10 protein-coding genes are annotated in these 19,880 nt (G+C 52.4%); 7 read left to right on the plus strand and 3 right to left on the minus strand.

Going from position 1 to position 19,880, the window contains the following annotated elements; genetic code table 11:
* Positions 1-150: 150 nt before the first annotated feature.
* The gene (locus GYN01_RS11195) at positions 151-1,635 is read left to right on the plus strand and encodes a PAS domain-containing sensor histidine kinase (protein ID WP_048402368.1); all 1,485 of its coding nucleotides are present in this window, start codon (positions 151-153) and stop codon (positions 1,633-1,635) included.
* Between the two features lie 3 nt (positions 1,636-1,638).
* A complete protein-coding gene (locus GYN01_RS11200) occupies positions 1,639-2,274 on the plus strand; it encodes a response regulator transcription factor (RefSeq protein WP_048364854.1) in 636 nt (211 codons plus the stop codon).
* On the opposite strand, the gene GYN01_RS11205 is transcribed toward GYN01_RS11200, so the two are convergent.
* Positions 2,261-3,661 carry an aminotransferase-like domain-containing protein gene (locus tag GYN01_RS11205; protein WP_203307066.1) on the minus strand — a complete coding sequence of 467 codons (1,401 nt, stop codon included), beginning with the start codon at positions 3,659-3,661 and terminating at the stop codon, positions 2,261-2,263. The genes GYN01_RS11200 and GYN01_RS11205 overlap by 14 nt on opposite strands.
* Positions 3,662-3,808: 147 nt before the next feature.
* On the opposite strand from GYN01_RS11205, the gene GYN01_RS11210 reads away from it, so the two are divergent.
* The gene (locus GYN01_RS11210) at positions 3,809-4,441 is read left to right on the plus strand and encodes a LysE family translocator (RefSeq protein ID WP_203307067.1); all 633 of its coding nucleotides are present in this window, start codon (positions 3,809-3,811) and stop codon (positions 4,439-4,441) included.
* 158 nt (positions 4,442-4,599) lie between these two features.
* Positions 4,600-5,487, plus strand: coding sequence for a site-specific integrase (locus GYN01_RS11215; RefSeq protein ID WP_048402370.1), 888 nt, complete (start codon positions 4,600-4,602; stop codon positions 5,485-5,487).
* Between the two features lie 318 nt (positions 5,488-5,805).
* Here GYN01_RS11215 and GYN01_RS11220 read toward each other — a convergent pair whose 3' ends face one another.
* Entirely contained in the window at positions 5,806-6,261 is a 456-nt protein-coding gene (locus GYN01_RS11220; protein WP_464060426.1) for an N-acetyltransferase, read from the minus strand.
* 194 nt (positions 6,262-6,455) lie between these two features.
* Positions 6,456-7,085 carry a dTMP kinase gene (locus GYN01_RS11225; RefSeq protein ID WP_203307068.1) on the minus strand — a complete coding sequence of 210 codons (630 nt, stop codon included), beginning with the start codon at positions 7,083-7,085 and terminating at the stop codon, positions 6,456-6,458.
* A gap of 434 nt (positions 7,086-7,519) precedes the next feature.
* Between GYN01_RS11225 and GYN01_RS11230 the strand changes: the two genes are divergently transcribed.
* From GYN01_RS11230 to GYN01_RS11240, 3 genes are read left to right on the plus strand one after another with little or no spacing between them, the layout of a single operon-like run.
* Complete coding sequence (locus tag GYN01_RS11230) at positions 7,520-10,375, plus strand: Tc toxin subunit A (protein ID WP_203307069.1); 2,856 nt, start codon at positions 7,520-7,522, stop codon at positions 10,373-10,375.
* A 33-nt stretch (positions 10,376-10,408) separates the two neighbouring features.
* A complete protein-coding gene (locus GYN01_RS11235; RefSeq protein ID WP_203307070.1) occupies positions 10,409-15,232 on the plus strand; it encodes a Tc toxin subunit A-related protein in 4,824 nt (1,607 codons plus the stop codon).
* Complete coding sequence (locus GYN01_RS11240) at positions 15,229-19,743, plus strand: SpvB/TcaC N-terminal domain-containing protein (protein ID WP_048401975.1); 4,515 nt, start codon at positions 15,229-15,231, stop codon at positions 19,741-19,743. The genes GYN01_RS11235 and GYN01_RS11240 overlap by 4 nt, the downstream gene beginning before the upstream one ends.
* The last annotated feature ends 137 nt before the right edge of the window (positions 19,744-19,880 follow it).

The raw sequence follows: 19,880 nt of genomic DNA on the forward strand, positions 1-19,880 counted from the left end.
GATTGTTAGCTCTATGGCTGCCCGTTCTGCCAGTGGCACGCGGGTCAGTTTGATGTCCGGCCCGAGTTATATCCCACTCTGCATTTGATATGGAAGTAATACCTAAGCAATATAGTAGTTGTTCTATAGCCTCTAACCTCAGGACCTCAAATGCCTGCTTCTCTCTTGCTGCATGACCCGCAACCCACTGTAGTGCTCGATGCAGAGGGCTTGCCGGTCACGGCCAATCGCGCGATGACCACGTTGCTGGCCGGTGCGCCGCTGGATCAAGCACGCGCATGGCTGCCGCATAACACGCCTGAACTGGTGCGTTCATGCCTGCAACAGGCTCGCGCGATTGAACAGGTAGAGGCCCAGTGCACGGCACAACTGTGGCTCTGGACACTGATCCCTGATGTCGCCAGCCAATGCGTGGTGGCCCGTGGCCGGGAAGCCAGCGAGGAGCGAGTGGCAGGGCGCGAAGCCGCGAAAGCCAGGCGCCTGTACCGTCTGATTACCGAAAACACCACCGACCTGATTTCACGGCACACCCCGGACGGGCGTTTTCTGGATGCCTCGCCCGCTTCCTGGACCTTGCTCGGTTATTGGCCCGAAGCCCTGCGCGGCACGCTAGCGCAGCGCCTGTTCCATCCTCAGGACCTGGCCGGGGTGATGCTTGAAGCGCGTGATGCGCTGTACGTGGAGGGCTATCACACCATGACCTACCGCATTCGCCATGAGGCTGGGCATTACCTGTGGTTTGAAACCGCCAGCCGTGCCATTCGTGAAACCTATACCGGGGACGTGGTGGAGGTGGTCAGCGTGTCACGGGACATCACGCCGCGCGTTCAGGCCGAGGAGAACAGGCGCCGATTGGCAGACGTGGTTGAGGCCCAAAAGCGTCAGCATCAAGATGAAATGGCACACACGGCGCGACTGGTCACCTTGGGGGAGCTGGCCTCGGGGATTGCCCACGAGATCAATCAGCCCCTGGCCGCCGTGGTCAATTACGCCCACGCCAGCCAACGCTACCTGCAAAACCTGGCCAACAACCCGCAAGCGGTCGAGCGGGTTGCCGAAGGTCTGGAACGCATCACCCTGCATGCCAACCATGCTGCTGAGGTGATCAAACGCTTGCGCAGTTTTTTGCGTAAGGGCCGGCGCAATGTGCAAGCGCTGGACGTGGGGGAGGTGATACGCCAAGCCGTGAGTTTGTGTGCCTGGGAGGCTAGCGCGCGCCAGATCAGTATCGACCAGCAACTGGCGGCCACATTGCCGCGGGTGTATGCCGACCGGGTTCTGTTGGAACAGGTACTGCTTAACCTGTTGCGCAATGCCCTTGACGCCAACCACGAGCAACATCCCGGCGGCCCTTCGCGCATGCTGTTGCGCGCACATACCTTGAGCGACGGGCGCCTGCACATCAGCGTGCACGATCAAGGACCGGGGGTGAGTGATGAGCAACTGGAGCAGCTGTTTACGCCGTTTTACACCAGCAAGGCCGACGGTCTCGGGCTGGGTTTGTCGATGAGCCGCAGCATCATTGAAGGTTTTGGCGGCGAATTGTATGCGCAACCGCAACCTGAAGGCTTATTGGTGTGTTGCATCCTGCCGTTGACCGGGTCAATCACCCAACAAAAACAAGAGAGTATTTAAAGCATGACGATTGCAGTTCAACCCAAGGTGTATGTGGTCGATGACGACCAGGGCATGCTCGACTCAACGGTGTGGCTGCTGGAGTCCGTGGGGCTGAGCGCGCTGGCGTTTACCAGCGGGCAGGCTTTTTTGCAGGCCTGTGACGCCAGGCTAAACGCCTGCGTGATCCTCGACGTGCGCATGCCATCAATGGGCGGCCTGCATGTGCAGCAGGCACTGATAGAGCGCGGTATTAACTTGCCGGTGATTTTTGTCAGCGGGCATGCCGATGTGCCCATCGTGGTGCGCGCGTTCAAGGCCGGCGCCCATGACTTTATCGAGAAGCCCTATAACCAGCAGTTGTTGCTCGACAGTGTGCAGCAGGCATTGAGTGCCAGCATGGCGCAGCGCGTGACGAGTCAGGCGCTGCGCGATGTGCAAGAACGCCTCGATAGCCTGACGCCTCGCGAGCGCGATGTGTTGCTGCCACTGGTCAAGGGCTGCACCACCCGCGAGATAGCCGAGCGACTGGCCGTTAGCGTCAAGACCATTGATCTGTACCGCTCCCGGGTCATGAAGCGCATGCAAGCGCAGCATTTGCCTGATCTGGTGGGCATGGCCATCGCTGCCGGGCTGGTAGACCCGCTCAACCTGCGCTAATCAACAGCGCCTCAACGGCCGCCATCACCTGAGGATCATCGGTGTGGGCGACATTGAACCTAAGCTGTCGCTGGCGTGACGGGGCATAACCAAACAACGTCCCCGGCGCGAGCACCATGCCCTGTTGCAACGCCGTGTGGGCCAAGGCGTCAGCATCCAGACCGGCTGGCAATGTGGCCCAGATAAACAGTCCACCCTCGTAGGGCTGGCTCAAGGTCATGCCTAGCCCGTGCAACCATGCCGCCACCCGCGCGCCGCTGCTCAACAGGTCGCGCAGCACACGCTTACGGTGTTTGTGATAACTGCCGTCGTTGAGGGTTGAGCACACCAGTTGCTCAAGCATCTCGCAGGTAATACCGCCGCACATCAGCTTCATGTGCGTCAGGCTGGCTGCTTGCTGCGCGGTCGTTACCACATAGCTGACCCGAAAATTGGCGCTGAGGGTTTTGGAAAAGCCGCTCAGGTAGGTGACGTGCTCAGGCCCCGCCAAGGTGGACAGTCGCAGCGGCGGGTCAGGGTGCAGGTCGCCATACAAATCGTCTTCGATGATGTGGCAACCGTAGCGCTTGGCCAGCTCTAAAATTCCATAGGCCTGACTGGGCGAAAAGGAATGCCCGGTGGGGTTATGCAGCACGCTGGTGGTCAAGTAAACGCTGGGGCGTTGTTCAATCAACAGTGTTTCCAACGCTTGCAAATCCAGACCTTGAGCCGTGCGTTCAAGCGTCACAACCTGCGCGCCGTGCAACGCCAGGTTGGCGTGAAAATTGAAATAGCAGGGCGCATCCAGCAGCACGGTGTCTCCCGGCCGAAGGCGTAGACGCAGCAGCATGTCCAGAGCCTGGATCGTGTTGCTGCTGGTGATGATCTGTTCAACAGGCACATCGAGGCCCTGGCTCGCCAGCTTTTGCTGTAATGCTTGGCGCAGCGGCAGATAACCTGCCGGGTCGCCATAACCGGTCAACCGCAACTGGGCTGAACGACTGATTTGCCGCAGGCTGGCGCGCAGGGAGCTGGGTTGCAGCCAGTGTTCGGGCAAGTGACCCGCGCCTGGGCGCATGGCAAGGCTGGCGCCAATCAACGAGCGACGCAGCACGCTGGTCAAATCCTGTGGCAGCAGGTCGACGCCAGCGGCGCGCGACTGTGTCGGCGCCAAGGCCACAAAATAGCCGAGGCCCTGACTGGAGGTAATACGGTTTTGCCCGCGCAGGCGATCGAGTGCCTCGATAAGAGTGAATTTGCTGACCCCAAATGCTTCGGTCATTTGCCGTGCGGAGGGCAATTTACTGCCGGGGCTGAGTAATCCCTGATCAATAGCTGCGCTCAGCGCATCAACGATTTGCTGAACCTTGGGCGTTCCGGGCTGAAATTCAGGGGTTGGAATGTGCATGACGGCCTCGTACTTTGCCGGTCATCCTACCAGTAAAGATCGGTAAAGTTAGGTCGGGCTTTATCTGCTGCATGGAGCGCACTTTGTCTAACATGGCCCACCGCTCGTACCCGTTCGAGTGATGAGATCAGGGATGTAATGCGCTTTATGGCTACTCAATTGACTTATGCGTCCTTTGCTTACTTTTTGATGTTCTGCGCCACGATGACTTTCAGCCCTGGCCCCATGACATTGCTGTTAATGGGATTTGGCATGCAGGAAGGCTTGAAACGCTCCATGCCGGTGCAGTTGGGCGCGAGTGCGGCGTATCTGGTGTCGATTCTGATTTTTGCTGTCGGTTTTGCCGAACTGGTGAAAGGCAATGTATTGATCAGCCGTGGGATTCAATATATTGGCGTCGCCTATTTGCTGTACCTGGCTTACCAGCAATGGACCCGTCAGGGGCTTTCCTTGCAAACCCCTTACACGCCAATGGCCAGCGGCTTTAAAGGACGCTTCGGTAAAGGTCTGTTGACCGGATTCTCAAACCCCAAAACGATTGTCATGTTCAGCGCCGTGTTCCCGCAGTTTGCAGGGCAGGGCGGCGACACCCGAATGCTGGATTTGGCAGCGTTGGGGCTGGCCTTCTTGCTGCTGCAATTTGCCAGTGGCTGCTTGTATTGCTATTTCGGCCAACACATTCGCCATGTGCTGCAAAGCCCCAAACGCCAGAGACTGCTGCAAAGGGCCACTGCCGTCATGCTGCTGTGCGTGGCTGCGTTACTGGCGCGCGGTTTTTAAAGACGACGCTGGCGACTCAACACCGCGGTAAACAAATCAGATTGATGCGGTATATTGCAGGCCTGTTTTGAGCCGTATCGAGATTGGTTTTGTCGACTTCTGACCCCGCAACACCGCTGGCCGCCATCAGCCCTTTAAATGCCGTGCAGGCGCCTGTGATGCTTTATCTAGAGCGGCTGGCGCCATCGAGCAAGCAAACCATGCGCTATGTGTTGCAAGACGCCGCCGATCGACTGGGCGTTGAAGACGTCACCATCGACGAATTCCCGTGGCATCACTTGCAGCCGGGGCATATCACGGCTCTGGTGGCGGCATTGCGTACCGACGGCTATGCACCCAATACGTCATCGTTGTACGTAAACGCCATTCGCGGCGTGATGAATCAAGCTTGGCAGCAAAGCCTGATCACCCAGGATCATTTACTGAAAATCCGTGCCGTAAAAGCAGGCGGCGGCACACGGCTAAGCAAAGGCCGCAACCTGCGGCGCAGTTTGATTCGTGAGTTGATGGAGGTGTGCGCAGCCGACCCGCGCCCGCAAGGGTTACGTGATGCCGCGATCATCGCGATTCTGTACGGCTCGGGGATGCGCAAGTCTGAGTCGGTGAACATAGAACTTAGCCAGGTCAACGTGACAGAGCGCAGCTTGCAGGTACTGGGCAAGGGCAACAAGGAACTGATCAAATTCGCCCCGGCCTGGGCCTTTGAAAAACTCGACGCCTGGCTGCAATTTCGTCGGGCGAACTTACCCGAGGGGGTCAGTGACGATGAGTTTTTGTTCAATCGCATTCGTCGAGGCAACCACATCACCCGCGAGCGCATTACCAAACACGCGATTTACTACATCGCCAAACAGCGCGGCAAGCAGGTGGGCGTCAACATCATGCCCCACGACTTTCGTCGCTCATTCATTACCCGCGTGATCGAAGAGTACGACGTCTCAATTGCACAAAAACTGGCGCACCACGCCAACATTGCCACGACCGTGAGTTATGACATGCGCGATGACAACGAACGCCGTAACGCCACCGACCGTTTCATTCTTTAACGACTTTATCCGGCGTGCCGTACCGTGCGAAGCAGGGCAGAGTGGCAGGCCAATTACTGCGGTCTATATATAACTCAACTAAACAGACATTTAGTGGAGTTATATTTTTTGGGAATATATGGATGATAAAACACCCTAGTCAACACGGTTACAATTTTTGATTTTCAAGGCTTTAACCACAGTCTTTTCACAATAGAGCAGTGCGGCTGCAGTTTATCTGCGTCTCAACCCCTGCACGTGGTGGCCCGGTAGCCTCGGGTTATCGATGGCAGACATCCGGGCGTATCAGTGCGGCCTTATTTTGACAGGAACGAGTCATTACTCGTAGGTCATCACGTACTCGCGCTGGCCCGTATGTTCATCAATCGACTCTTGGCCCAGCTTAAATCCCTGGGACTGATAAAAAGCGATACTGGAGGCGTTCTCCTTGTAAACAGCCAATGTCAGCTGATCGTGCTGCGCTTTCACATGGCTCAGCAACTGCTTGCCCAAACCTTTGCCTTGATAATCGGGGTCTACAAACAGCGCAGCCAGTTGATGGTTGATCACAGAGTAAAACCCCAGCACCCGGGATGAGTCCTGGATGACAAATGTCTCTGACGCAGGGATATAAATGTCACGCATGTTTTCTATCTGAGATTGCCAATAAGTCTTGTCGATAAAGTCATGGGCTTTGACCGACGCGTCTAGCCAGATCTCCAGAACGCGCTTCATATCGCGTGGCTCAAGTTTTCTTATCATCCCGGATCCCGCACAGTGAAAGCCTGCAATCATGCAGCAAGCCAACGGCAAGCTCAAAGCGTCAGGTTTGCAGCATGAATGTGCCGGACCAAACCCAGGGCCTACAAACACCTTTGAAATCTTTTCCACTGACCCTGACGCACCAATACACAGGTTCGCATAATGTATATTATGTTAAATCATGTATCTCTCTTAAGTACTCATAAGCCCATAATCCCACCTGTCCTTTAATCCCAAGTACTCTCGCACTCCAGGACTCTGTAGATCTCAGTAATCACCTGCATCGTGGCGTCTTCGATCGCGCCCTCATTGCGGCATAACATCCAATCATTATCCGTACAGGCTCGCTCGAATGCTCTGGTGCACACGGCATGCTCCGCAAATGTGTGGATCACAGTACTCCTCAGCCCACGCCGGCGTGCTGCGGCTCTTGCCCAGGAAATTTGCGGACTGGTCACAACTCCGACATGCAGATCTGGCACGCGAACATTGCAATCCTTGTTCAACTGTAGGATTTCTGCAAACGGTAATATCCGGCGAAATGCGGCTTCTGACGGATACCAGCGATCGATCAAAATAATGCTGCCAGGTGGCTGTTTAGGCAGCACGTGCTCGGAAATCCACCTGCGACTGTCCGCAAAAAGCTCACACACCCGCAACTCCAAAGCCCTGGAGGGACTTCTGGCGAGCGCATTAACCAGGCTCATTGTTTCTGCCCTGTAGGGATCGCTTTTTTGCTCGCTCAGCCGGATGACTTTTTTGTTGTCTGCCCTCATTACTTTCGTAACAGCTTCCAACAGTGTGGTTTTACCAGTGCCTTTGGGTCCATCCAGAGAAACAAATAGCGGACGATTCATGGTTTACATTCTGCTGAATTTAGCCTCTACCTTACGACGCCACCCCTGCTCCCGCCAACGAATCTTTAACTGAGCCGTCAGGCAACGAAATCGGGTCTGTCGTAATGCCCTCTTCCTTCGTTTCCAACGACATCAACGATGCCGTCACACAATGGCAGGCCATAGGCTGCATTACGACGCAGAAAAGACACTGACTTATAGGGGGCATACTTGACTACAAAATAACGGAAATTTGTTACATCATGCCCTTACTTTATTGCAGCCTGTCCTTCACCTTGCACTGACAGAACAGCAAGCCCCCCAAAAAAAACCTCAAATTATAAAAGATATTTCCCAAAAATTTTACAGCGCGATCCGACCCATATCCCCAGTAATCCAGTGTTAGTTTCAAGTGCCGTCCTAGATGCTCACTTGTCTTACTGGAGTTCATGAATATGCAAAGTCCCTCCGCATTACTGCTGTCACTGGCAACTGAGGCAGGTCCTCCCGCACCTGGCAGAATCAGCTTTGAAGCGGCCATGCTGCAGATGCACCTTTATTCAGTATTCGATATCGCCCGACTGTCTAAATCCGAATTCATCGAAGGCCTCTCTAGATACTGTGATGAAGATGCCGATCAAGCATACGAGCACGCTGTCAGTTATGCCGCGCAAATTGAGTTTCATCATCGCGAACAACAATATTTACCGACGAATCAAGATCGCAGCAAGCGCATGGCTTCTACCCCAGAACAATACGGCGCCTCTTACACCAGCCTTTTCGAAGCCAGTGGAAGAAACGTCTGCTCCAACGATTCGATTGCAGCACTTGACTCTCCGGTTGCGTACCTACGAGCTTTATATTTATTTGCACTTGACGTCGAGAAGACAGGTAAAGGGAGCGCCATAAAAAACACCCTCGACAAACGACGCCCGACCTTGAAAGACATGACCATCGACTTGCACGCGGTGAACCATCAACTCCCAATGCTCACGATTGTGAACGAGACTTTACACACGCACATCCAGTTGCACCTGAAGCAACACAGCAGTAAATACGGAGAGAAAAGTGTTGAAGATATTCTGGCAGAAAGGCGTTTTCCTTTCACACTTCCCTTTTATCTTCCTCATGAGCAATGTGTATTGGGCCTAACAGGAAACAGGCCAGTATTAGGTGAAATAAATTACAAAATCAGCACCGCGTTACCCATAAGTCAGCAGCCCAGCGCGGCCTATGAAAGAGTACAAAAAAACAGCCTAGAAGCACAAAAAATGCTGTCTGCGCTCAGCCCACAGCAATACAGGATAATCACAGAAATCGAAGCGCAGGACAGTATAAAAGACGCCTTCACCCAGCAACACTTCAACTCAACACTTGAGCACCTAAGCACGCTTTCACACTTAATGGAAAGAACTGAACTCACCACGGAGGCACTTTACGAAGTACTCTCCATCGAAAAATTTACTCCCGTCAAGTCAGTTAATCTAACGACAACACACCCCCACGAATCTGAGCATTTCAGCCACTACTTAGACATGGGCATTAGCCTTGACAAAACACACAACACCCAACACTTAACTGGACTGAGCGTCGTACAACTTGACCGTTTGCAGCGTGTCATTCGACTGCACCGCTGGACGAACATTTCCATCACTGATTTAAAGTTATTGCTGCACAGCACGGTGCGGGCCCAGTCCCTTACAGGGAGTTTCACCATCAATGAAAACAGCGTGCGGGCTTTAGGTGTTTACCGTTATTTAAGTCAACGCTACACACTGAACGCTGATGAGTTTTGCGCCATCCTGTACCGCTTGCCTATTCATGCTTCTGCACAATCGGTATCGTTGTATGACCGTGTGTTCAATAACGAGCAATTGTTCAACGGCTCACTCCAGCTGGACGGTAGCCCTTTAAACCTTACCAATTCAGACCCTGAGTCAGTGAGCTTCTTAACTAAAATCGGAGCGGGCCTTACACTCAACGACACGCCCGATGCGTTAGGCGTGTTATCTACTCACGTTCAAAAAAATATACCCTCCCCAAAAAAAGACTTACATACCCTGTCAAGCTTTTATCGACAGGCACGTATAGCCACGCTCTTTAATTTATCGGTCAAAGAAAGCTTGCAACTGGCTGAGTTATTGGGTGGTGTCAGCTACAGCAAACAACTGGCACAGCCAACCCTGCGAAGTGCTATGAAGCCTGGCGCTCCCGACGTGCTAGACGTGCTCATGCAAATGGACTGGGCGACTCAGTGGTTTAAAGAGGTCGGTATCCATACTCAACAACTTCGGCATCAACTGAGGCTTGAAACGTCACAGTCACCGCCCGCCATAAATGAATATGCCAATCAGCTCCACGCCGTATTGATTGAGTTAGAACGCTGCTTATTTAACGACGAGGAAATACATGGAAGCGATTTAAAATCAATGCTCGCGTCAGCCAATATCAAGTTTTCCCAGGGCCAAATACTTGCAAAAACGCTTCTTAAAAACTTCCCCTCTTTACCCGATCACCCTGACCCAGACAAATCACTTCAAGGGCTAGAGTCGGCAGCAGAGAAACTTGCCGAAGGGATTAAAGAGCCTCACGCCAAAGAATCATTAATAGCTGCCATTGTGAGTGCGCTTAAACCTTTTCTATCAGAAGCCTATCAGCGTCTATTGCCCTGGAAAGCCCACCTCTCGAAGATATTCAAAGACACTGCCATGCCCGACACAAGTGAATTGTTCGGTACCGTGTGCAAACACGCTACGTACAACATGGCAAATGCACTGGGTAACTCTGACACGCGAAAGCAGTTAAAGCACAGTTTGCTAGCGATGCCCGGCGCCGTCACGGCCTTGGCGTTACCGCTCAGCGCTCCTGCACTGCACGTTTTTTTACTCAATCCGCACTGGTTGGATAAAGCAAATAATAAAGAGGCGCAATTAAAACTGACATTTGCGACGTTGTATCTCTTTCAACAACTTAAACAGATCACTCAGAGCTACCCCATCACAGAGAGTGATCTATTAAATTACTTACACCTCGCCAACGTGCAGGACGGCTCAGCCGAATCAGATGCGAGTGCCTGGTTAAGTCGATTACTGGGCTGGGCGGTCAGTGAGATCCAATCACTCCTGCAGGAAGTTAACTGGACACACGTTCAGTCTGTCGCACAACTTGATTGGATCGTCCGGTGTCACCAAACATCCCGCGCCACAGGATTATCGGCCCAAGTATTACTAACAGCCACACACTTGAACGTTGACAGCCCTGGAGATGAATGGGTTCGCGTCGGTGAAGCTGTGATGGCAACGGCTGTTTAATTTCTTATTATCTAGAGTGGCTAAACAATGAACATGTCGCATCGTCTCAAACACCAATTGAATGAAAAACTGCGTGATGCCCAGCTTTCTTTTTATCTGCATGAAGTCGATCCTAGGGGTGAAAAACAGCAAACAGAAAACGCCTCGACGCCAGGAAGAACGGCTGATGAATTGTACGCAGATTGGTTACTGGATGTACAAATTAGCCAGTCCGTCCCCACCAGCCGAGTGGCTTGCGCAACAGCGAGCTTACAGCAGTACATTAATAGTATTTCCCTTGGTTTTGAACCAGGCTATGACATTCAGGGCATGACACCAAAGCAGATTTCAACATGGAATAACAGCCTGTACAGCTATTCCGTTTGGCACGCAAGCCAGCAATTGCGCCACTTTCCGGCTAACTTTCTGAGCCCCGGACTGCGCCAGAATAAAACTGACATCTTTCAACAATTAGAAAACGATATAAATCAAACCCGTCTACAGCAAAACCATATTGACTCGTCGGTACAACGCTACCTGGGACGCCTTGAAGAAATAATTAACCTGCAAACCATAAATGGTTATATAGATGGCAATATCGAGAGCATGGCAGACAGCACATATTATTTAATTGGACAGTCCAAGGGCACTAACACCGTTTATTACCGATCCTTAAACATGCGTGCACATACCTACTCGGAATCCACTGACCGAAGCACGCAAGGATTGTTAAACTATCCAACCCCAGTTGCATGGTCAGACTGGATGGACGTTCCACTCCCTGCATCGGAGGACATCCCGGTGCAAAGTATACGCCCTGTGAGTTTTAATAATCGCTTATTTGTTATTTGGGCTCAATGCACCAAGCCTCAATTTAGCCACTTGGAACGTCCTAGTCTTATAGACGAGATTGACTTTCAAAACCCCGAAAAACTATTGCGTTTCGGCCGATACTATACCCGCTTACGCTTGCACTTTATGTATAAAAAATTTGACGGCAGTTGGAGTTGCCCCCAAGTGTGCATTGATGAAAATTGCACCAACAGGTCGCTGAATGAATTAACGCTTCAACAATTAATGTCGTCCATAAGAACGGTTGCCACATTAAACTTAAAAACCACGCCCCCCACCTTATTTTTAGGTTTGGTAAGCCATTTCGATACCGACAACCAACCTTTAAACGCCAACCCTCTGACGAAAGATAAGAACTTTAGTTTTTCTCATGGGGCACAATTGGATAATCAATTCAACATTATCCAGCTCGCATCATCAGGTTCGCTTAGCAGTTTAGTCAAATTTTTTCAAGGTTATCTCGCTGTTGACGCAAATCGCTACCTGTTGACATTTGCGAGACACAATGAAAACAACTTACAGTTCCACGCCCCGGTGAGTGACACTGTTAGTTTTAAAGCACATAACCTTACCTCTCCCCATCCCACAGCATCCCGATGGAACTATGACAACACACAGGATCACATCAACAATACGCCTGAGCGTATCGGCCTAACATTCAACAAAACCACATCAACTCTCGAAATTACCTCACGCCTGGACAAATCCTTTCCCTCAATTAAGACCGTCACGCTGCACGCCCGTGGCTCAGCGTCAAGTGTCACTCTCACATTGGCCGTCGAGGTACCGCAGGACGGGAGCGCGAGCAGTATTGCCTTACATAAAACGTCCTCTTTAGCTTTACAACATACCGGTTCTGACGCTGTACTTACTGAGCACTTAAATCTTTCCATAACGTGTAACAAAACAAAGATTTCTTTCCCCGACGTCATCATGCATGCGAAAACAAATGAACCGTCATCGGTTGAAGACAGAGTTGCAAATCTTTCATATAACGGTAACTCCCTCGAAACGTACGACCTTGAAAACCTGACCATACCGACGATTTTTTTTAACCATTTATTCGTCACGGAAGAAACAACGTATTCAGCCAACCTGTCCTCCAGTGCCGACAACACTCATGCGCCGATCCACTTTGATAAGCTTCGCATCACGCGCTCAAATCGGACCTACAGACAGATCATCATGATCCCTCATCCCGGTATTCCATCCAGCTCTTATCCAAAGCATGTGCATATTACAAATACCGAACTTGTCGGCGGCCCCAATGAGATGCGCCGCTATTTAAAGGGCGAATCAACATCTTTAAACGCAGGACAAACCCATACAGCACAACTGAGCATTGATCCTAATCTACTGATGCAAACGCCCAGCACCAACTTACATATATTTCACGGCGTGTTGATTCGAGAACAAAATGTCGAAGACACCGGCTCGGTCATTTTGGGGTATGCACTCAAAGCATTTGAAGTCACGTTAAATACCAGAGCCCGTAGCGATATACCTTTGGGTCCTAAAATAAACCGCCTTGTCTCGACAGACAATGGCACAGCAGAATTTCTGGATTTCAGCACCACCTCCACTCCAAAGTCTGAACCGTCAAACAACCATAAACTGCCCTTGATACGCCTCAATACAGGCCTTGCTGGTAAATTAACGCGCGCAGCCAGTGTTGATATGGCGAATGTATTTTCCTTATCAAACCTCCCCCTGATTGACCCATCACTCACCCCTGAAGCCCCCCATAAGTCCGCCGATTTTCATGGCGCGTACGGCAAATACTTATGGGAATTATTCCTGTATTTACCTTGGCTCATTACGCATCGCTTACATACGGAGCAACGCTATGTTGAGGCCGAGTCATGGCTTAAGTACTTATTCGACCCAAGCCGTAGCCAGCCCACCGCACCGCACACCCAGGCGTATTGGGGTCTAAATGCACTGACGCCCGAATACTCAGAACCCAGTTATGCTCTCGACAACCCCCTGGACCCAAATCAAATTGCCCTGAGCGCCCCGGTCTACTTGCGACAGGCTTTATATTTGTTGTACGTCGATATCTTGGTCAATCGGGGTGATGCTGCTTATCGACAGATGACTACCGAGAGCCTTTCTGAAGCCAAACTCTGGTATGTGCGTGCCAAGCGCTTGCTTGGACCCTTGCCAGAGATCAGCAAGGTTGAGCCATGGTCAACTATTACGCTAACCACATTGGCTACTCGCCCTGATAGCAACTTGCGTGAGACTGAACGCCTGGCGTTGCAGGCTGACTCTGGTCTGCCTCCTCTCGTGCGAGGCGTACTGGAGGCACCGCAGCACTATGCACCTCTGGACACCCCTGACTTGTGTACACCCATTAATAAAGACCTATTAATGCGCTGGAGAAAAATTGACGCACGCCTGTACAACCTGCGCCAGCATTTGGATATAACCGGTAAGCCTTTGCACATACCTCTGTATGCTGCGCCACTGTCACCTCGTGGTCTGCTTACTCTTTATAGTCAAGGAGCCATGGCGGGGAACACATTGAGCCGTACGCGCCAGCCTATCCAGGTGGGGCATTATCGTTTTCACGTGATCTACGCACAGGCGCTGGCCGCTGTCGACAACCTGATACAGTTTGGCAACAGTTTGCTGTCAATGATTGAGCGTCAGGAGCAGGCTGCGCAAGTAGAGTTACAACACCAGCATGTGTGGCAACTTGCCTCACATGCACTCGAACAACACGCGCACAGTATTCGCGTTGACGAACACAACCAACTAGCGTTGTTGGCTGGCCAGCGAATTATCGAATCACGTATTACTCACTTTGAGCGACTGCTCAAAGAACGCATCAGTTCAGCGGAACAAGTGGCGACTCAAGAGCTTCAGGCCAGCGCCTCGTTAGAAAGCGTGGCTTTTGGACTGCAAGCGGCGGCAGGGCTGGCCATCATCCCGCCTAATATTTTTGGCGCCTCTAACGGTGGGTGGCGTCTTGAAGGTGGCTTCTATGCCGTTCAGGCTGGCGTGCAACTTCTGGCTAATGAAAAGCGCGCCAATGCTAATCATCTGGACCGTAATGAACTGTTTAATCGCCGTGCGCAGGAGTGGGAGCAGGCGCTGGAACAGTCGCGCCTTGAACTGTCGCAAGTGAAGACTCAGGTTCAAGCGTACGCCGAGCAGGCCAATAGCAGTCGATTACAATTGCAGTCAACTTCCACCGCACTCAGTCAGGCCAAAATCGCCTATAACTTGCTCAATAAGCGGTTCACGACCTCTCAAATGTATCAATGGCTCAGTGCCCAACTGTCTTCCTTTTATTTACAGGCATATGACTCCGCACTTTCGCTGTGTCTTGACGCACAAGCATGCTGGGAGTACGAACGGGCAGAATCGAATCGAACATTCATTCAGACGGCCAATTGGGATAATCAGCACCGCGGGTTAACCGCAGGGGAAACGCTGAAACTCAGCCTGAACAGCATGCACACCGCCTACCTTCAACACAATCAGCGACCGCTGGAGATTACAAAAACGGTGTCACTGCGTCTTTTGCAGGCACAAGACACCACCTCCACGTTGAATGCATCGTGGTCAGAAATCAGCGCGTCGTTGAAAACCAAGGGCACCGCCGAATTTGAGCTAACCCAGGCCATGTTTGATGCCGATTACCCGGGTCATTACCTGCGCCGAATAAAAAGTATCAGTGTCTCGCTCCCCGCAACGCTAAGCCCTTATGAAGATATTCGCGCCACACTGACTCAAACTTACAGCACGATTCAAACCTTGCAGAACGCTGACTTTTCTTATCCCAACCTGCGTGTCAGAGAGCAAATCGCTTTATCGACCGGGCTCAATGACAACGGGTTGTTTACGCTCAACTTTGAGGGTGATGATCGATATTTGCCTTTTGAGTACACCGGAGCAGTATCCCGCTGGATTTTGTCGTTCCCTAACCCTGCAGCCCAGCAGTCGATGCTCGATTCCCTAAACGACGTCATTATTCATGTGCGCTATACCGCCAAAAGCGCAGGAGAGCACGTATGACACAACACCAAGCCACCGTCGAGGCTTTCATGCCGTCGCTGCCCAAGGGCGGAGGTGCCATCCAGAGCATCGGTGTAGGTTGGGGGGCTGTAGGAACGAGCGGTGGTGCTTCATTCAGCGTTCCTTTACCCATTTCTCAAGGCAGAGGGTTCACCCCTGCCTTGAGTTTGAATTACAGCAGCGAACAAGGTAACGGACCTTTTGGCCTTGGATGGTCAGCATCCCCCGGCACTATCCGGCGAAACACTCATCTCGGCACACCTAATTACGAGGAAGACAATAAGTATCTCGGGCCCGGAGGGGCGGAGCTGAGTCCTGAGAAAACTGAGGCAGGCGCCGTCAAAACCACCACGACGACACAATTCAATACCCTGCAACTGAACACATCGTTTACCGTTACACGCTATTTTCCACGCATTGAATCAACCTTCGCGCGCGTGGAACACTGGTCGTCCAGCGCCGACCCTGCGGGGTTCTGGCTGATACACAGTGCAGATGGAACCCTCCACCTGTATGGCAAAACCCGCGGGGCACGGTGCTTTAACCCCGATGCAGTACAACATGTGGCCGAGTGGTTACTTGAAGAAAGTCTGTCCCCGCACGGTGAACAGATTTACTACGACTATAAGCGTGAGATTCCGAGCGCAGAGGCTGCGCTGCCACATGACTTCCGCAGCCAGCGCTATCTGAAGCGGATTTGCTACGGCAACCTAAACGCTACATCTGACTTACAGTTGTGGTCTTCTGATGTGCTCGCCGACAAACAATGGCATTTTGAAATGTGGTTTGACTACGGGGAACGCTTAACAAGCTTGAGCGATGCACCGGGCTACACCGAGCAAAAACCGTGGCAGATACGTCCCGATCCGTTTTTTAACTACGCGTACGGCTTTGAGCTGGGAAACCGTCGCTTGTGCAAACAAATTCTCACGTTCCATTATTTCCCCCAGGAAACAGCACTGGGACCTGAACCTGTGCTGGTTAAGCGCATGCTCCTTGAATACAAAACCAGCGAACTAGGGGCAAGCTTACTGAGCGCACTCCATAGCCAAGCATTCGATGCGGCTGGTGTTTCCAAGTACTGGCCGCCGCTGGAGCTGACCTATAGTCCGTTCAGGCTAACGGCTGACCCGGCGCGGTATCTGCCTTTTCAAGCCCTGCAAGGGCCAGGCGATGGGCAACACTATCAAATGGTTGATTTGTACAGTGACGGCTTACCGGGTGTGCTTTATGGCAACGACAGGCTGTGGCAATACCGTGAACCCGCCAGAGATACTCATGGGTCTCACGCCGATGCGGTGGTGTACGGCCCGCTGCAAACACTGCCCACAATGCCTGTAAGCGATAACCGTGAATCCTTGCGCCAGCGGTTAGCCGACTTAAATGGCGATGGGCAGTTGGACTGGATACTTGCCCAACCCGACATGAGTGGCTTTTTCACTTTGAGTTCGCGCAGGCGCTGGTCTGATTTCGCAACGTTCGCGGCGCTTCCAGTGGAGTTTTTTCACCCTCAGGGACAACTGGCCGACCTGATGGGCAATGGTATTCACGACCTTGCCCTTATAGGTACGCGCAGTGTTCGACTCTACATTAATCAAGGGGCGCAGGGGTTTACGCCTGGTCGTGAAGTCCCTCACCCTCTGGATGATGATGATGCGTTACCGGTACTGAGTCATTCTCCCACTGAGCTGGTGGCTTTCAGCGATATTCTGGGCAGCGGGCAACAACACTTGATCCGTATTCGCCACAACGAACTAAAGTGTTGGCCAAACCTTGGTCGCGGGCGTTTCGGTAAGGGTTTTGTCTTTGCCCAACTGCCTTTCAGTTACGCGCAGTTCGATGCTTCACGGGTCGTGATGGCTGATCTGGATGGCTCAGGCGCCGTTGATTTAATTTACCTTGAACCCGAGCACGCATTGATTTTCATGAACCTGTTCGGCAATGGGCTTGAATCCTCTCCCACACGTCTGCCATGGCCTCAAGGCGCACGCTATGACAGCAGTTGCCGAGTCAGCACCGCAGACCTTCAAGGGTTAGGGTGTTCTAGCCTGATTGTGTCGATCCCCCATGCAACGCCTACGCATTGGCGTTACGACTTTGTCAGCAGCAAACCTTATTTACTTACCGCCAGCGATAACAATATGGGCGCCAGTGGCACATTGACTTACCGCAGCAGTGCCCAAGAGTGGCTTGACGAAAAACAAGAACGCTCACAGGCAAACAAAGCTTCAATCTGCGGTGTCCCCTTCCCATTACACCTGGTGACCCAACAGCAACAACATGATGCAATAAGCGGCAACCGTTTAACCCGGCGATTTCAGTACCGCGAAGGTTTTTACAATGGCCACGAGCGCAAGTTCCAGGGCTTCGGCTTGCTGCTGGAGACTGATACCGATACGCAGGTATCCGCCATTCAAAACACAACGGCTCAGCACACTGCCCCCCTCTTGAGCAAAACTTGGTTCCACACCGGCAAAGCGACGGACATGCTGCGCAGTGATTACTTCAGTCTGGATACAAGCGCTCATCCTCTGGGATACACAGCATTCAGCCGCTTGTCGGGTGAATACACACACGACACACTCATTAAGGGCTCTGGTATCGCGGACTTTGTGCACGAAATCAACCTTGCACTGGTTGGTCTGGTCTTACGCCAAGAGGTATACGCCGCCAAAGATCCACGCACGACAGCTGTCCCTTACTCAGCCAGCCAGCAGCGCTACCTGATAAGACAGGTCAACAGTCAAGCCTCCATGTTGGCCCTAAACCTTGAGACCATCAGTTACCGCTATGAGCGTGAGGCCGCTGATCCTGCGTGCCAGCACACGATTAATTTGCGCTGGGATGCTTATGGCGATTTAACACACAGCGTAACGGTCTATTACGCACGCCGTAAAACCTCTCTCGATGCATCTCCATTCACCAATACCCACCAGGCACAGTGGTGGCAGGACACCCATGACTCAGCGCAACAGTCGTACTACCTGACAGAGACCAGAACCCAGCTGATTCATATCGATAATCCTCAGCGCTGGCGTTTGCACCTGCCCTACCGGCAGCGTACCAACGCCCTGGTACTGGCCAAAGGCAGCACACCCCAAGCATTGACCCCCCAACGAATCAGTTATGAGCACTTCATTGATGAAGACGCTGAGTCGCCTCTGGGAGCTCAAGCGCAACGAACATTGGTCAGTTTATCAACGCAATACTACCGAGGTGTTCGGGCCTCTAAAACGCTCCCTTCCGGGCAAGCCAGTTTTCAGGCCTTGGCCGATCACACTGAAATGGCGGAACTTGATGACCATTCGCTTAAAGCCTACGAAGACATCCCACACCTGCCAGGCGCCGAACCTTTTGACTTGGATAGCGCTCTGACGAAAGCACACTATCATCGGATGTCACTGTTTTTACCTGAAACCACGACCGAAACACGTATTTGGTCTATCAGAAAAAACTATGCCCGCTACAACGACGGGCAGGGTTTTTACCGGGCATACGGTGTACGTCCCACCCAAAGTCATGGCGTAACCTACTTCCAGCACGATCGCTACTACTGTCAGATCGCTACTGTCAAAACGGCGGATGGCTGTATGACGAAAGTCCAGTACGACTACCGACTGTTACTGCCCGTAAACATCACCGATCCACAAGGCACTCAACAACAAGCACTGTATGACGCTTTTGGCCAATTACGCGCTACCAGCTTTTTCGGCCAGGAGCGCGGTCAACCCGTAGGTTTTCAGCCCTTGTCAGACTACCGTGCCCCTGAAGACGACAGCCCGGACAACGCAATCAAAAACCCTGAAAACGCGCTCTTGAAAGCTGCCACCGCCAGCTTCTACAACCCGTTTAGCTGGATGGGGTATGTACCGCCATCTGCCCAACGCCTGCTCTGGATGAATCAAGGCTACCTGCTGCCTAACGGATACATTCGAGAAAGTGCACGCACCCTGACACTGGACCTGACCAACCCGAGCGATAAGCAATTTCATGAACAGCTACAAATAGTTCAGCGTGAGCCGGTGCACTCAGTGGTGTTACAAGCAGATCGATACCCCTCCAACACAGAGGATGAAGCCCCCGTTATACGCATTAACCTGAGCTGTAGTGATGGGTTTGGCCGACTCCTGCAAACCAAGCAGCTAGCCCCTGGTGGCAGTGCGTACAAGGTCGATACCAACGGAGCACTTGAAGTCGACTCCGCGGGCAAACCCACGCTTGAGCAGAGTGAACGGCGCTGGCGGGTAAGTAGCAGGGTCGAATACAACAACAAAGGTCTGGCCATTCGCAACTATCGCCCCTACTTCGCCGATCAGCATCGCTATATCAAAGATGAGTCACTGCGCACGAGCGGTTACAGCGATCAACTATTCTACGATGCACTGGGTCGTCAAACGCACACCCTCAATGCACGCGGCGATTTGAGTCGGCAAACCTATTGCACGTGGTACACCATTTCAGAAGACGAAAACGACACCCACGGCCTGGAGCAGAATCTCCCGACTGACTAGACAACATGGCCCAACCCGGCAACCGTCAACGATGATCACGACGGTTGCCGGCCAAGCCAGTTTTACAGGTCATCAGTGGGGGCGGCGTATCCCGGCCAGCCGCTAGCGATTACCACCCAGGCGCTCAAACAAACGGA

Origin of the sequence: Pseudomonas weihenstephanensis, from assembly GCF_016812185.1 — a bacterium.
Lineage (GTDB): Bacteria > Pseudomonadota > Gammaproteobacteria > Pseudomonadales > Pseudomonadaceae > Aquipseudomonas > Aquipseudomonas weihenstephanensis.

What these genes read in the sequence shown, in the direction of transcription:
- GYN01_RS11205 (WP_203307066.1), bottom strand. Translation starts at nt 3,661, where the DNA reads ATGCACATTCCAACCCCTGAATTTCAGCCCGGAACGCCCAAGGTTCAG.
- GYN01_RS11220 (WP_464060426.1), bottom strand. Translation starts at nt 6,261, where the DNA reads ATGATTGCAGGCTTTCACTGTGCGGGATCCGGGATGATAAGAAAACTT.
- GYN01_RS11195 (WP_048402368.1), top strand. Translation starts at nt 151, where the DNA reads ATGCCTGCTTCTCTCTTGCTGCATGACCCGCAACCCACTGTAGTGCTC.
- GYN01_RS11225 (WP_203307068.1), bottom strand. Translation starts at nt 7,085, where the DNA reads ATGAATCGTCCGCTATTTGTTTCTCTGGATGGACCCAAAGGCACTGGT.
- GYN01_RS11200 (WP_048364854.1), top strand. Translation starts at nt 1,639, where the DNA reads ATGACGATTGCAGTTCAACCCAAGGTGTATGTGGTCGATGACGACCAG.
- GYN01_RS11240 (WP_048401975.1), top strand. Translation starts at nt 15,229, where the DNA reads ATGACACAACACCAAGCCACCGTCGAGGCTTTCATGCCGTCGCTGCCC.
- GYN01_RS11215 (WP_048402370.1), top strand. Translation starts at nt 4,600, where the DNA reads ATGCTTTATCTAGAGCGGCTGGCGCCATCGAGCAAGCAAACCATGCGC.
- GYN01_RS11210 (WP_203307067.1), top strand. Translation starts at nt 3,809, where the DNA reads ATGGCTACTCAATTGACTTATGCGTCCTTTGCTTACTTTTTGATGTTC.
- GYN01_RS11230 (WP_203307069.1), top strand. Translation starts at nt 7,520, where the DNA reads ATGCAAAGTCCCTCCGCATTACTGCTGTCACTGGCAACTGAGGCAGGT.
- GYN01_RS11235 (WP_203307070.1), top strand. Translation starts at nt 10,409, where the DNA reads ATGTCGCATCGTCTCAAACACCAATTGAATGAAAAACTGCGTGATGCC.